The 14173-nt window shown below is 28.9% G+C and carries 17 protein-coding genes; 3 read left to right on the top strand and 14 right to left on the bottom strand.

All coding sequences use genetic code 11. The features are described from left to right. Window positions 1-28: 28 nt before the first annotated feature. The 13 genes from AC5EAH_RS01015 to AC5EAH_RS00955 all read right to left on the bottom strand — a co-directional run bounded on the left by AC5EAH_RS01015 (window position 29) and on the right by AC5EAH_RS00955 (window position 10866). Window positions 29-325, bottom strand: a complete 297-nt coding sequence (locus AC5EAH_RS01015) for an MFS transporter (RefSeq protein ID WP_493492881.1) — start codon at window positions 323-325, stop codon at window positions 29-31. Between the two features lie 12 nt (window positions 326-337). Then, window positions 338-538 (bottom strand): hypothetical protein, encoded by a 201-nt coding sequence (locus AC5EAH_RS01010; RefSeq protein ID WP_493492880.1) that lies wholly within the window; start codon window positions 536-538, stop codon window positions 338-340. Window position 539: 1 nt separating this feature from the next. Beyond that, window positions 540-1520, bottom strand: a complete 981-nt coding sequence (locus tag AC5EAH_RS01005) for an MFS transporter (protein WP_493492879.1) — start codon at window positions 1518-1520, stop codon at window positions 540-542. 16 nt (window positions 1521-1536) lie between these two features. Beyond that, entirely contained in the window at window positions 1537-2673 is a 1137-nt protein-coding gene (locus AC5EAH_RS01000) for an MFS transporter (RefSeq protein WP_493492878.1), read from the bottom strand. Window positions 2674-2693: 20 nt separating this feature from the next. Next, complete coding sequence (locus tag AC5EAH_RS00995) at window positions 2694-3968, bottom strand: MATE family efflux transporter (protein WP_493492877.1); 1275 nt, start codon at window positions 3966-3968, stop codon at window positions 2694-2696. Between the two features lie 112 nt (window positions 3969-4080). Next, window positions 4081-4527, bottom strand: a complete 447-nt coding sequence (locus tag AC5EAH_RS00990) for an ATP-binding cassette domain-containing protein (protein ID WP_493492876.1) — start codon at window positions 4525-4527, stop codon at window positions 4081-4083. Between the two features lie 16 nt (window positions 4528-4543). After that, window positions 4544-5623, bottom strand: a complete 1080-nt coding sequence (locus AC5EAH_RS00985; protein ID WP_493492875.1) for an MFS transporter — start codon at window positions 5621-5623, stop codon at window positions 4544-4546. Between the two features lie 97 nt (window positions 5624-5720). After that, entirely contained in the window at window positions 5721-6596 is an 876-nt protein-coding gene (locus AC5EAH_RS00980) for a helix-turn-helix transcriptional regulator (protein WP_493492874.1), read from the bottom strand. Window positions 6597-6655: 59 nt separating this feature from the next. Then, a complete protein-coding gene (locus tag AC5EAH_RS00975) occupies window positions 6656-7648 on the bottom strand; it encodes a FecCD family ABC transporter permease (protein ID WP_493492873.1) in 993 nt (330 codons plus the stop codon). Continuing rightward, a complete protein-coding gene (locus AC5EAH_RS00970; RefSeq protein ID WP_493492872.1) occupies window positions 7648-8670 on the bottom strand; it encodes a FecCD family ABC transporter permease in 1023 nt (340 codons plus the stop codon). The genes AC5EAH_RS00975 and AC5EAH_RS00970 overlap by 1 nt, the downstream gene beginning before the upstream one ends. Window positions 8671-8738: 68 nt before the next feature. Next, window positions 8739-9650 carry an iron-hydroxamate ABC transporter substrate-binding protein gene (locus AC5EAH_RS00965; protein ID WP_493492871.1) on the bottom strand — a complete coding sequence of 304 codons (912 nt, stop codon included), beginning with the start codon at window positions 9648-9650 and terminating at the stop codon, window positions 8739-8741. Window positions 9651-9666: 16 nt separating this feature from the next. Continuing rightward, window positions 9667-10458: an ABC transporter ATP-binding protein gene (locus AC5EAH_RS00960; protein WP_493492870.1), complete on the bottom strand. Its 792-nt coding sequence runs from the start codon at window positions 10456-10458 to the stop codon at window positions 9667-9669. A 93-nt stretch (window positions 10459-10551) separates the two neighbouring features. Next, window positions 10552-10866: a DMT family transporter gene (locus AC5EAH_RS00955; protein WP_493492869.1), complete on the bottom strand. Its 315-nt coding sequence runs from the start codon at window positions 10864-10866 to the stop codon at window positions 10552-10554. 147 nt (window positions 10867-11013) lie between these two features. On the opposite strand from AC5EAH_RS00955, the gene murA reads away from it, so the two are divergent. Beyond that, the gene (gene murA, locus AC5EAH_RS00950; RefSeq protein WP_493492868.1) at window positions 11014-12282 is read left to right on the top strand and encodes a UDP-N-acetylglucosamine 1-carboxyvinyltransferase; all 1269 of its coding nucleotides are present in this window, start codon (window positions 11014-11016) and stop codon (window positions 12280-12282) included. Between the two features lie 9 nt (window positions 12283-12291). Beyond that, window positions 12292-12513 carry a DNA-directed RNA polymerase subunit beta gene (locus AC5EAH_RS00945; RefSeq protein WP_493492867.1) on the top strand — a complete coding sequence of 74 codons (222 nt, stop codon included), beginning with the start codon at window positions 12292-12294 and terminating at the stop codon, window positions 12511-12513. A gap of 101 nt (window positions 12514-12614) precedes the next feature. Here AC5EAH_RS00945 and AC5EAH_RS00940 read toward each other — a convergent pair whose 3' ends face one another. After that, the gene (locus AC5EAH_RS00940; RefSeq protein ID WP_493492866.1) at window positions 12615-12971 is read right to left on the bottom strand and encodes a single-stranded DNA-binding protein; all 357 of its coding nucleotides are present in this window, start codon (window positions 12969-12971) and stop codon (window positions 12615-12617) included. Window positions 12972-13252: 281 nt separating this feature from the next. Here AC5EAH_RS00940 and AC5EAH_RS00935 point away from each other — a divergent pair, with 281 nt between their 5' ends. Beyond that, the gene (locus AC5EAH_RS00935; RefSeq protein WP_493492865.1) at window positions 13253-14158 is read left to right on the top strand and encodes a YidC/Oxa1 family membrane protein insertase; all 906 of its coding nucleotides are present in this window, start codon (window positions 13253-13255) and stop codon (window positions 14156-14158) included. Window positions 14159-14173 lie beyond the last annotated feature (15 nt).

Here is a 14173-nt window from a genome sequence, read left to right as displayed (position 1 = left end):
ATTTTTTAATGTTCAATCAAAAAATGGGCTACATCGCAATTAATTCCACAAATAATGATATTGACAATACACTACACACACCATTACTTATCACAGTAATTTTCTTTTTATTATATCTATCCACAAAAACACCAACAAAAGGTGATAATAATAAACTCGGCAAAAATGATAAAGCTGTAATTATAGATGTTTCCAAAGCATTTGTATGATAAATATATATACCTATAAGTGGCACAGCAAAAATAGATAATTTATTACCAAAACTATTTACAATTTGCGATGCCCACAACAATGAAAAATTACGATTAAGTATTAATTTATTCAATCATCATCACCCCTATATATTTTTCTTCTTTAACAACCATAAAGGTACAATAAATACAACAACAAATAGCATAAATATCTCCCAAGCCATTAAAATACCAAAATGATCTGTTAAATAACCATTAACAACTAATAAAACAGTGGTTACAATTGATTCAAAAGAATAAAATACCGAGACCATTGTTGTTCTATTGTCATCATTTGTTATTAACATTTTATGTAATAGTATACTTACCTGTATTGAAATAATTTGATACATAAACACAAAACATAAAAAAAGTACCGAACTTAATATAAACATTAGGCATTACCACAACAACTTCTAACAACAACATTAACAAAATTAATAATCCAAATAATACATTCAATTGACTAGCATAACGCTCGAAATATTTTTCGAATAATAAACTTCCTAGAATATTAGTGATTCCCATACCTAACCATAAATAAGCTATCATCTGATAATTAATTTTTTCAAACACTGCCTGCCATTGATTACTCGGACCCAAATCAATAATAGCTGGTAATGTAAAAATAACTAATAAAATAATGCTAGTTTTCACAAGAAAAACATCTCGAAGCGATTGCTTAACTACAGAAACAGATTGCTTAAGTGTATTAAATGAAAATATCATATCATTACGTAACTCTGGCATAACAACTAAAATATAACAAAACAACAAACTATACATCACACAACTAATGATAATTGGCAAATTATGATTATAAGTAAATAAATATTGTACACTCATAAAACCAACGACCATTGAAGCAACACTACCATAAGTTGCTGATCTCGCAAAAACTTTCTCAATATTTAATTGTTCACCATTTTTATTATTCATATTCACTAACCAACTACTCATTGTTCCCGAACCAAATGATTCAGCAATAGCTGAAAACAATGCTGAAATAATAATTAATACCAAACTATGGCTTAACAATAAAATTAAACCCATTAATCTTAATAAATAACTTAACAATAAACTTTTTTTAGCGCCAATACTATCTGTAATCGCACCACAAGGCACTTCACTTAAAAACGATATTAAATAAAATACTGATAAATACCATCCAATTTGCGTATAGCTAAATGGCTTATTTTCTAAAAACAAATAAAAAATAGGTATAAATAATGATGAACCTATCCCCGATAAAATAGCGACATTATAGTATATTTTTTTATATTGATTCATTATACCGCCTCCTTAATTAAGCATATATTTTTTTAACCAATAGTATATTGACTAAACCTGCTATTATAATGATTGCTGCTAACAGATAGACAAAGCTATCTTCACTACTTAATAATAACAATGGGGTAATAGGTTGTAAGCATACTGACACTAGTCTTAACATACTAAACGATACACCTATTTGGCTTTTGGGTACTTTTTCATGAATAAATAAATTCACTGTCAATTGTGCCATACCTGCCATTAAACCGATAATCGTCAAACCACTAATTACCAATGGTAAATTAATCCAAAATACAGCGACCCATAACATACCACAACCTTGAATAATAAAATTATATTTTAAAATACTATGTGCATTCAGTTTAATATATTTCAATAAAAAATTCCCTACCAACATACTAATATTTAATGTACTGTAAAACATACCATAATAGTACGCAGGTAATTGATGTTTCTGTAAATATAACGAAGTAAATACAGGAAAACTACTCTCAATGGCACCCACAAATGGAATTAAAATAATCATGACAAACATCACTCTATCACGCATGACTAATTTCAAATTTTCTATTATAAGCGGATTTTTATGAGATGTCCTATTCATTTTTTTATCTACACACTTTAATTTTAATATAAAAAATAAAACAATCATTTGATTAATAAATAAAAGATATAAAATAGATAGCGTAGTTAAGTTTTCTACTAATAAACTTGATAATAAAGGCGATATTACACCTACTAAAGCACTTAATATGGTTGCTTTTCTCACCATTTCTTTAATATTAACTGACGTATCATTGATCATCGTCATTAATAAAGGAAAATTAAATGACAAGATAAACGCATTAATCATATTTAACAAAATAATAAAAATATAACTAAGATGATTAATATAAACAAGAAAGAACAATAAATACAATATCGGCTTAATTAGCTCAATCAATTTATAAAAAAATATTTTATTGATATTTTGTATACGTGCATTTAAAAATACAGATGATATCGCAATAGGTATAGCTGTAAACACACCTAATAAAATTGTTTTTTCAACACCTTTTGATGTTAACAACCATAAAATAACAAAAGAAAAACAAATCGAAATAAGCGAACTATAACTATTAATATAAATGACATTCATTTTTTTAATCATCCTACTACCTCTTTTTCATATCAACTGCTTAAACGTACGAAACATAAATTCAAACCACTTCTTACAATAAAATAACATAAAAAGCTTATAACAAAACCTAAACCATTATAATTTAATATAAAACAAAATAGATACGCGATAGGTAATTGAATAAACCACACGCAAAATATATTAATATACATATTTTCTTTATTCTTTTTATATGCACGAAGTATGCCCGTTGTAATTGACAATAATGGCATAAAAATAGCTATAATACCGACTAACATAATTGGATACTTCAACATTGTCATCAGTTGTACATCTTTCGTAAAAGGAAGTACAAATAACATCGGGCAAACTAACATACTAAATGTGAAAATACTAATTAATAAATACGATATTTGAAATAAACTTTTTAAATACGTATCTCTTTGTTGACGATCTTGCGTTTGATTAAATAAAATTTGAATCACCGTACCTAGTGGCATCACTAAAGAAAATAATGTTGAAATATATAAATTAGAAACTTTCCCCACAGCAATACCATGCACACTAATATAACTTAACATAATAAACAAAACAGATGAGCCTAAATAATCTAACATCATATTCAACATTTCAGATAAATTAATTACTTTCAATTCTTTATGTATTACTAATTGGTTTAAACTAATATTTTTTAATTGAGACCATGTAATCACACCTTGTTGCTGATTACAAAATATTAAGTAGATTACACTCATTAACATCGCTAATGTACTCCCTAAACCAGCACCTAACACACCTAAATGTAAAACAAAAATAAGTAAATAATTAAAAATAATATTTGATGTTACGACTAATACTGTTGCATACAAACCAATTTTTGTTAGTTGACGAATATCAAACGAAGCTCTCATACACAATATCAATGGTAAAATAACTAAACTTATTAACCTAGAGAAAAAATATTTTTTACTCTCTGATAATATTTCTGGTGTAGTAAATAATGATAATAATTGATTAGAAAATATAATAGATATTATTATACATCCGATTGATAAAACGTACATGTAGAATAGAGTATACTTAAAATAACTATTAATTTTGAATATATTTTGTTCTCGCCATGCTTGGCTTGCATATATTTGAAAACCAATAAGTAACACACTAATCATTTGCAAGAAAATAGCTAATAATGAATTAGCAGATGCCGTGGCACTAAGCGAGTTAACACCTAATGTCCCGACCATTGCTGTATCTGTAAATGACAAAATCATATTAATAAGTGTGGCAATCGACATAGGTACTAACATCTTTAAAATTGTTTTCATAGTTACCCCACCTTTCTATATAATTCAATTAATAACAAAAAAAATTTATTTATTACACCGCTCATTTATAGCATTATTCCCGACCTTTAAAAACAAAAATCGGGACATATTTTTATTCATTTAACTTAATAACCATATCTGCTTGCTTAGCCAAATTCATATCATGTGTGACAAAAATAACTATTTTATGATAATCATTACGTAAATTTAAAATTTCTTGAATGACAATCTGTGCTAAATCACCATCTAAAGAACCCGTAGGTTCATCAGCTAAAATTAAATCACCCGGTTTTAAAATACATCGTGCCATCGCAACACGTTGCTGTTCACCACCTGATAATGTATTAACAATATGATTTTCTGCATGAGATAAGTGTAATTTTTTCAATACTGCTTTGATTTTATATTCTTTTTCTTTATTAGAACAATTAACATATTCCATGGCAATTTTTAAATTATCATATACACTTATATTATTAATTAACGCATAAGATTGAAATAAATAATTCAAAGTATCACGTCTTAATTTTGTGGCAGCTGACGAATTGATTTTAGGCAATATACTACCTTTTATATTATTTTTTTAAACTAAATTTGACGTATCCAAAAATAGATATTATTAAATAAACACTGCAGATTGAAGCCACTAAAACAAATATAGTTGTTTTATCAGAACAATAAGCAATAATTAAAGATCCTAAAGTTAATCCTATAGCACTAATAAACCTAACCAAAGAAGTAGAAGATACACGAATATGATCAATTAAAATATCTTGTGTATATGTTTCTATAATAATATACAATAATTCAAATATGACATGAGGAATAACAACAATCAATACAATAATAAATATATTGTTAATGAACGCTAATAAAAAGAAAGACAATGTGATAAGTAAATAAAATATAGTAACTGTGTAGTTTATTTTTATTTTATCAGAAATTCTACCATAGAAAAATGAACCTAAAGCACCTAACATCGATAATGTGAAAAATACAATGGACACTTGTTGTGTGCTAAACTGTATAGAATTCAATATTATAGGAATATATTGATAATGCAAAGTTGTTGCAGCAATTAAAAATGATAAACTTATCAATAAATATTTAAAATATTTATTTTGTTTAATGTAAGTGTACATATCAATAATATGCGTTTTAAAGTTTGTATCTACTACTTTTTCTTCTTTTTCCTTCATAGACATAATAAAATATAACGATAATAGTCTAAAAATTAAAGCTAAAACAAATAATAGTGTCCATGAAATTGAAGCCAGTATACCACCAATTAACTGCCCAATCGCTATAGAAAATATACCTATAGAATTAAAATAACCAATATATTTCATAAAATTCACATCTTGATTATTTGTTTCACTATATAAAAGAGATACATCTGTTCCTGATATTAAAGATATACCTAACGCAAATAATATAAAACATATAAAAACTATATAATGATGACTTGCAAAAAAATAACCAAACAGATAAATAATACATAAAATCTCTCCGATTTGTAAGGCTAATTTCTTACCTATTTTATCTGCAATAATACCTGATGGTAGTTCAAAAATTGCTGAAGAAAAAGTATAAACACCTTGAATAATTGCAATTTCTTTTAAACTCCAACCAGAGTAACTTAAAAAATCATCCAAACTACTAATTCTGGCATAATATTGGTAAAACCATTATATAAAAATAACTTTCTCATTATAATTCCTCCTAATTCATCGGCAAAGAATTAATCCTATATCAACCTCTTTTACTTAATTCGTCATTTAAATTTAATGCATAGTCTAAGCAGACAAAATTTTGAGTTAAGTTAAAAATGAGTATAGACTGTTGACAATATTCCATAGCTGTATCAAACATTTGTTTATTTCTTAAAATATTAGCTTTAATTAATAATAAATCACCTAGTAAATACATCAATTTATTTTCTACACATACTTTAATACCTTCATTGGCTAGTTCGAGTGATTTATCTAAATTTTTTAAGTTAACATAATGGTGTCTTGATGAGGTGAAATATATTTTAATGACCATTTGCTTACTTTTGATAATAGGTAAATATTTTTCAAGTTGCTTCAAATAATCATTTGCTTTTTCTACATTCTTTACTGCTGATAATATACTGACTTTACTTTGTAATATATTAATATATAAATTGAACATAGCTGTGTCAGCTTGTATTTCTTTCTCTAAATCATTTAATTTTTTCAAAGCAACTGTTGCATTATCATCATAAGTATAACTCAATATGCCTTCCACATACTTATAGTAATACTGATCTGCTAATGAAAGATGTTCATAATCAACCAAACTTATTCTTTGTTTAATGGCTTGATAATCACGTTTTTCTAGTAATTCATCAATACCTGAGCTTTCTTGAAAGCTGGCCTTAGATTGACTGGCTTGATAAGACATATCAAAGGCTTCGGCTACTTCATCTAATGGTATGTTTAATTTTTTAATTAATTTAAAGAAAATATCTACTGATGGCGATATTTCTGCTTTCTCAATGCGACTAACAATAGCTTGGGCACAAATACCTTCTGCTAAAGATTTTTGAGAATATGATTGCGCTAATCGATGTTTTTTGATTAGCTTTGCAATTTTTCCCTTCATAATTTTACCTCTCTTTGTGTTTGTATTATCACTTTAGTATTTAAAAATCAATATAGTGATTATTTAGAATGATAGATTAACCATAAAAAATAAGGCGCGCCGAGTACTGCGACGATGATACCTGTTGGTATACCTGATGATACTAATACTACACGACCAAATAAATCTGCACTAATCAGTAAAATAGCACCGATTAACATGGCAACAATTAAACTATATTGATGTTGGACACCACCTAATCTTCTTGATAAATGACCTGCAATAAGACCTATAAAAGCAATATTACCTATTAACACTACACTAATGGCGGTTAATGCTGTAGCAAGCAATAAGTTTATAATACGTTCTTTTTGTAAATTTAAACCTAAGGCAATAATTGTTAAATCATTTAATGCCATAATATTAAGATGATGACTACGTCTATACACCATAAACAATAATACAATTAATATAGGTAATGTGATCATTATCATTGACCAATTATCTCCACTAATTGTGCCTGATAACCATTTAACAATATACTCTACTTTATCTTTATTAATGCTAGCAGTTAACATAACCATCACACCTGAAATTAAAGTACTTATACCAACACCTGCAATAATTAAACGTATCGGATTTAAACCACTATGACGTTGATAAGCAAAAAAGAACACAATAGCAATTGTTATACAACCCCCTAGCATCGCAAAAAAAGGTAATAGTACTAGTAATGCAGAAGAATATTGATTAAATAAAGTGATAACAAGACCTATCATCAAGCCAGCACCGACATTAATACCTAAAATACCAGAATCAGCTAATGGATTTTTAGTTAAATTTTGAAGTAATAAACCACTTACTGCTAAAGCACTCCCAGCAAATAAACAAACAATAATTCTTGGTAAACGAAAAGTCCACATCACTGTCATTAATTGATCATTTGCTGCAAATGTAAAAGTAGCTATAACTTCTTGTAATGATAGCCACTGATACCCTCCACAAATAGCTAGGATAATAATAACTACCAATAAAAAACATAAACGATAGATACGTTTTTTATTCATTAACATTAAAATCGCCCTCCTTTTTTCAATAGCCATAAGAAACAAGGTAAACCAACTAAACTTACGACCGCACTAATAGGCGTTTCATAAGGTGGTGCAATTAAACGACTGATCATATCACAAATAATCATAAATAACCCACCTAATAATATTGTTAATGGTAAAATTTGTTGGTAATTACGACCGATCATTAATTTAACAAAATGTGGAATCACCAGACCTACAAAAGCTAGTGCACCTACTAAGGCAACTGATGAAGCGGATAATACTAACACAATCACTAATAAAATTAATCTAATGACAACTATATTTTGACCTAAAGATTGCGCCACTACCTCATCTAAACTTAAAATTGTTAATTGATGTGATAAACATAAAGCCATGATTAATCCACATAAAATAATAGGTGCAATAATACTTAACATCGACCAATTAATCCCTACAAAACCACCAGCTTGCCAACCTATAATACTAGTAGAAAGATGAAAATATAACATTATACCTTGCCCTAAAGCAGATAATAAAATCGCTACCATTGCACCTGATAAAATAAGCTTTAATTGAGGATGTCCGTTTTGAGAACTATGCGTTAACAATAAAACAATAAATGTCGCTACAACTGCACCTAAAAAACAAGTGACTAACATACCAAAATATGACATTACTGGAACAAATGCCATCGCAATTACTAAAGCAAATGCTGCACCTGCATTAATTCCTAATAACCCTGGATCAGCAATGGCATTACGCGTAATACTTTGCATCATCGCACCACTTGTTGCACAAGCAGCACCTACTAAAAATGCTGCACATAATCTTGGCATTCTAATATCAATAATCACATCTTGTAACGAATGATTTGCTAAAGGATGAGATAAAACTGACATAATTTCATGATGTGTATAATGATATGTCCCAAACCTTATAGCTGCGTAACTTGCACACAATAATAATAAAATAGTTATAAAAAAAATAAGCCAAAAACGTTTTGACTTACTGTGAAAATGATAATCTTGTTGTTGCGTCAAAACAAGACACTCCTTTACTTTAAAATAGTGTAGTGATGATCTGTTAATCACCACTACACATTGACAAATTATTGTGCTAATAAATGTTCTTTCAACACAGCTAATTCTTGTTCTAAACTCATCGGATCATTGTAGTAAAATAAGTTTGCATCAACATCTAAAACATGCTTATCTTTAACTGCTGGTAAGTTTTGCCATAAGTCACTTTCTACTAAAGATTTACCAATTTCCTGGTTTTTACGTATTAATACAATGTAATCACCAGCATATTCTGGAATCGCTTCTTGATTAATTTCTTTCCATCCTGTTGGAAAAATATCTGCTTTTACTTTTGCTTGTGGTGTTAATCCTAAAGCTTGAAATAAAACTTCACCACCACGTCCCCAATTATTACCAAATAAATAATATTGCTTATCTTCCACACCTAATAATGTAAAAGTTTTATCAGCACCTATTTTTTGTTTAATTTGTTCACCTACTTGTGCTGTTTCTTTTTTCCAATTTTCTACCCATGTTTTAGCTTCATCTTCTTTATTTAAGATTTTACCAATTTCAATAAATTGTTGTAAATAATCATATTTGTTATATTCAACAGCAATTGTTGGGGCAATCGCTTTTAATTTATCAATATTTTGATCTGTTGAAAATGTAATAATCACATCAGGTTTTAGTGCTGCAATTGCTTCAGGGTCATCACTTGCAACAACAGGTACATCTTTTAATAGTTCTTTAAAAACTGGATTTTCTTTATCATAAGATGTAACCCCTACAGGTGTGACACCTAATTTCAAAAAATCACCTGTGTATGAAAAACCTGCCAATACCACACGTTGAGGGTTTTTAGGAATCTCTACACCAGCATATGTTGTAGTTTCATTAGATACAGTGGTGCTACTTTCTTGTTGGCTATTTGATGATTGACAAGCCGCTAAAGTTAACGACGCCACAAATGCCATACTTGCTAATAATAATTTTTTCATTATTATCTCCTTAAAATTATTTATCTCGACCTAAATCATAGGTTAAAACGACTGGTTTGTGATTGATAGGTGATTGAACAATATGTGCCTCAATATTAAAAATATCTTTCAATATTTTAGGCTGAATGATGTTTGCCACAGTGTCATGATATTTAATTTGACCGGCTTTCATCGCAATCATTTCATCAGAAAAACGCGCTGCAAGATTCAAATCATGTAATACCATCACAATCGTTTTGCCATTTTGTTTATTTAATGTTTCTAACAATTGCAAAACTTCTAATTGGTGATTCATATCAAGATAAGTTGTAGGCTCATCTAAAAAAATAATATCAGTATCTTGTGCTAAAGCCATCGCAATCCATACGCGTTGACGTTGCCCACCAGATAAGTCATCTACTTTCATATGTGCATACTCAGTTACATGTGTCATCTTCATTGCCCAACTAATTTTTTCTTTATCTTGTATCGTTAATTTTCCCATACTATTTTGATGAGGATAACGACCATAAGCAATTAATTCATGTACTAAAATACCTTCTGCTGATTCTAATACTTGTGGTAATAAAGCTAATTTTTTAGCCACTATTTTCGTTGGCATTTTTGCAATGCTTTCACCATCTAAGTAAACTATACCTTTTTGTACTGTTAAAATACGAGTTAATGCTTTTAACAAGGTAGATTTACCACAACCATTGGGGCCAATTAATGTTGTTATTTTATTATCTAATAATTCACATGATAAATTTGAAATAATCATTTTTTCTTGATAAGCAACACTAATATTTTCAGCATATATTCTTGACATTATCTTACCTCACTCATTTCTAATTGAAAATCATTATCAATTACCTGCTTATTTTAACTTAAATCATTTTATTTTTCAAGCATAGTTAATAAATCAACCTAAAACAGTTAATAAAATAACACCTATAACAATCAAAATCATGCCTATTAGTGCAAAAAAATTTACATTTTCTTGCCATACCACAACACCAACGATAGCTGTTAAAACTAAACCTAGCCCACACCAAATACTATAAGCAATACTTAATGGTATTTGTTTTAACGATAATGAAAAAATATATAAACATAAAGAAAAACAAATAATACCGCCTAAGCCATATGTTACTTTTGTAAAACTTTCACTCGCTTTAATTAACGAAGTTGCAACAATTTCTAATAAAATCGCTATAAATAAATATAAATATGCCATTATCTTTTCCTTTCTACTTTTTATTTTAATCCCTATCATAAACTAAAATTATTGATTAAACAATGTTAACAAATGTTAATACTGTTCTTTTTAATTGTTTTTTAGTATAATGACTTTATTATATAGTGAAATATGGAGGACAATTTTGTGGATAAAATTATTATTACTGGTGGAAATAAATTAGCTGGTACAGTAAAAATAGAAGGTGCCAAAAATGCTGTATTACCAGTAATTACTGCTGCATTGCTAGCATCTGAAGGGGTGTCAACATTTTATAATGTGCCTAATTTATCAGATGTTAAAATTTTAAAAGAATTATTTACTGTTTTAGGGGCTAAAGTGACTTACGATCCTCAAGAAAATAAAATGACGATTGATGCTAGTGGACCAATTGCGACAGAAGCACCTGAAGAATATGTAAGTAAAATACGTGCTTCATTTCTTGTTTTAGGTCCAATGTTAGCTAGAAATAATATTGCTAAAGTGTCTATGCCTGGTGGTTGTACAATTGGTGCACGCCCTATCGAACAACATTTAAATGGTTTTATGAAATTAGGTGCAACAATTACAACAGGCGAAGGTTTTGTTGAAGCTAAAGTTAATGAACATTTAGAAGGTAAAACAATATTTTTCGATTTCCCTAGTGTCGGTGGTACGCAAAATGTAATTATGGCTTCTGTGTTAGCTAAAGGAATAACTATTCTAGAAAATATTGCACAAGAACCTGAAATTACAGACTTAGTAGATTTCTTAATTTCAATGGGTGCTAATATTCAAGGACGTGGTTCTTCAAGATTAATTATTACAGGTGTTGATAAATTAGTCGGTGCTACACACCATATTATTCCAGACCGAATTGAAGCGGGTACTTTTATGTGTGCTGCTGCAATGACACAAGGAAATATTAAAGTTATCGGTGCCTTACGTGAACATCACATTGCCTTAATTGATAAACTAGAAAAAATGGGCGTTATAATTAAAGATATTGACAATGGTTTACATATTATCGGTCCTGAAGTTTTAACACCAACAAACATTACAACTTTACCTTATCCAGGTTTTGCAACAGACATGCAGTCTCAACTAATGGCAGTCATGTTAGCAGCTAAAGGTCAAAGTACTGTCACTGAAACTGTATTTGAAAATCGTTTTATGCATGCCGGCGAATTTAATCGCATGGGCGCTCATGTTACAGTAAACTCTTCTAAATTAGCGACAGTAGACGGTGGTCATACTTTACAAGGTGCTAAAGTGAAATCTACTGATTTACGTTCATCAGCTGCTTTAATCTTAGCTGGATTAATTGCAGAAGGTACAACAACTGTAACAGAATTACGCCATTTAGATCGTGGCTATGTTAACTTCCATAGTAAATTAGCAGACTTAGGTGCTAATATTCAACGCATCTCAGAATAGAGGGATATTATGGCAAATAAAAAGAAAAAGAAACAAGAGAAAATTGCTTGGCGCGCATTTCACCAAAGACGTATGCCTATTTTAGTTAGGATAGCTGTCATGGCTATTTTAATGGTCGCTATGTTATTTCTAGGTACTATTATTGGCTATACAATTTTAGGAGATGGTTCATTTTCAGATTTACTTAATTTTTCAGCATGGCAACATATTAAAGACATCGTTATAGGTTAAATAAATAACACTTCAAAACAGTTATACTCATTGTTTTGAAGTGTTATTTGTTTTACTAATATTTATCTCCAACATTATTCTGTTCAAGAATTTAGAAGTAATTATAATATTGGTTCAGGTTTTAATTCTGGTATTTCTCTTACAACATGTGCTAAATAAGTAATTTTATCAGCTATTAATTCTGTTCTAAATACTTTATTATTTTGATTATCTATAAAATGATTATTTTGTATTTTACCAGATACTGCAACTAAACTCCCTTTATAACAATACTTTGCTAAGTTTTCTGCACGTTGCTTAAAGGCTGTGACGGTTAAAAATTCTGTTAAATCTTCACCATCTTTTGTTTTAAACATTTGATTAACTGCCAAAGTAAAATGGATATAGGCATTACCGTTAATACTTTCTTTCAATTCAGGATCTTTTGTCAACCTACCTATTAATGCAAAATGATTCATTATTATTCCCCCTATATATTTAATATTGTCGACAACATGAGTATATAAAAAATCATCTTATTGTTTCAAATAGCACTATTCTTATTTACTACACAATATTATACCAATCTTTCATTAAGCTAAATCCTACTATTAAGCAATGTTAAAATAGATGTCATTAAACAGTTTTCTATACAAAATAAATTTAATATCAATTATCTTTTTATTTAATAGTTGTTTTATATTATTCTTTATTATGATAGAATATAAGAGTTAATTTAATTTATAAAGGAGTGGACTTTTTGAAGAAAAAATATTTAGTACCTGTAGTTGCAGCAATGTCTGCATTTCTACTATCTGGATGTTCTGCCGAACAACATGAAGGTACCTTTTACGAATGGTTTGTAGAGCCATTAGATAAACTATTAAAATATCTATATGATATAACAGGTGCATGGTGGGTAGCTATTTTATTAATTACCATTTTAGTTCGTACGATTATGTTACCATTTATGTTAAAAATGTATAAAAATCAAAGTACGATGTCTGCTAGTATGTCTAAAGTTAAACCAGAATTAGAAGCAATTCAACTTGAAACAAAAGTATTACAAGAAAAAATTAAGCATACAAGTGATCCAGCTGAAGTTAGCAAATTAAGAGTTGCTTTACAAGAAAAACAAACAGAAATGATGGGTGTTTATCGTAAACATGGTGTTAATCCAATGGGTTCATTAGCTGGATGTTTACCAATGTTCTTAACAATGCCTATACTATCAGGTTTATTCTTTGCATTAAAATCACCTGTACATTCTGCAAGTATTTCAGATGCAACTTTCTTAACTTTAAGTTTAGGTAAAACTTCAATCATTTTAACTATTGTTGCCGGTATTGTTTATTATTTACAATCTTATATGACATTAATGTATACACCACCTGAGCAAAGAGAACAAATGAAAATATTCTCTTATATATCTCCACTAGCAATTATTGCTTTCTCATATACATCCGCTGGTGCTTTAGCATTATATTGGATTTTCGGTGGTATTTATATGATTGCTCAAACTTATTTAGGTAAAAAACTTTACCCACCATTAGTTAGTGAACCAGATAAAGAAGTCGTTAAACAAGCACTTGAAAAAGAAGAAAAAATCGCTTCATTAGGTGCTAATAAATCTAAAATCGTATCACGCAAAAAGAAAAAGAAATAAATTAAAGGGGCTGCA

This window comes from Staphylococcus sp. B1(2026) (genome assembly GCF_058895785.1).
Note: the sequence above shows the minus strand (reverse complement) of the source record. Positions and strands in the feature narration are given on the sequence as shown.

What these genes read in the sequence shown, in the direction of transcription:
- AC5EAH_RS00975 (WP_493492873.1), bottom strand. Translation starts at nt 7,648, where the DNA reads ATGTTAATGAATAAAAAACGTATCTATCGTTTATGTTTTTTATTGGTA.
- AC5EAH_RS00980 (WP_493492874.1), bottom strand. Translation starts at nt 6,596, where the DNA reads ATGAAGGGAAAAATTGCAAAGCTAATCAAAAAACATCGATTAGCGCAA.
- AC5EAH_RS01010 (WP_493492880.1), bottom strand. Translation starts at nt 538, where the DNA reads ATGTTAATAACAAATGATGACAATAGAACAACAATGGTCTCGGTATTT.
- AC5EAH_RS00955 (WP_493492869.1), bottom strand. Translation starts at nt 10,866, where the DNA reads ATGGCATATTTATATTTATTTATAGCGATTTTATTAGAAATTGTTGCA.
- AC5EAH_RS00965 (WP_493492871.1), bottom strand. Translation starts at nt 9,650, where the DNA reads ATGAAAAAATTATTATTAGCAAGTATGGCATTTGTGGCGTCGTTAACT.
- AC5EAH_RS01005 (WP_493492879.1), bottom strand. Translation starts at nt 1,520, where the DNA reads ATGAATCAATATAAAAAAATATACTATAATGTCGCTATTTTATCGGGG.
- AC5EAH_RS00960 (WP_493492870.1), bottom strand. Translation starts at nt 10,458, where the DNA reads ATGTCAAGAATATATGCTGAAAATATTAGTGTTGCTTATCAAGAAAAA.
- AC5EAH_RS00995 (WP_493492877.1), bottom strand. Translation starts at nt 3,968, where the DNA reads ATGAAAACAATTTTAAAGATGTTAGTACCTATGTCGATTGCCACACTT.
- AC5EAH_RS00945 (WP_493492867.1), top strand. Translation starts at nt 12,292, where the DNA reads ATGGCAAATAAAAAGAAAAAGAAACAAGAGAAAATTGCTTGGCGCGCA.
- AC5EAH_RS00940 (WP_493492866.1), bottom strand. Translation starts at nt 12,971, where the DNA reads ATGAATCATTTTGCATTAATAGGTAGGTTGACAAAAGATCCTGAATTG.
- AC5EAH_RS01000 (WP_493492878.1), bottom strand. Translation starts at nt 2,673, where the DNA reads ATGATTAAAAAAATGAATGTCATTTATATTAATAGTTATAGTTCGCTT.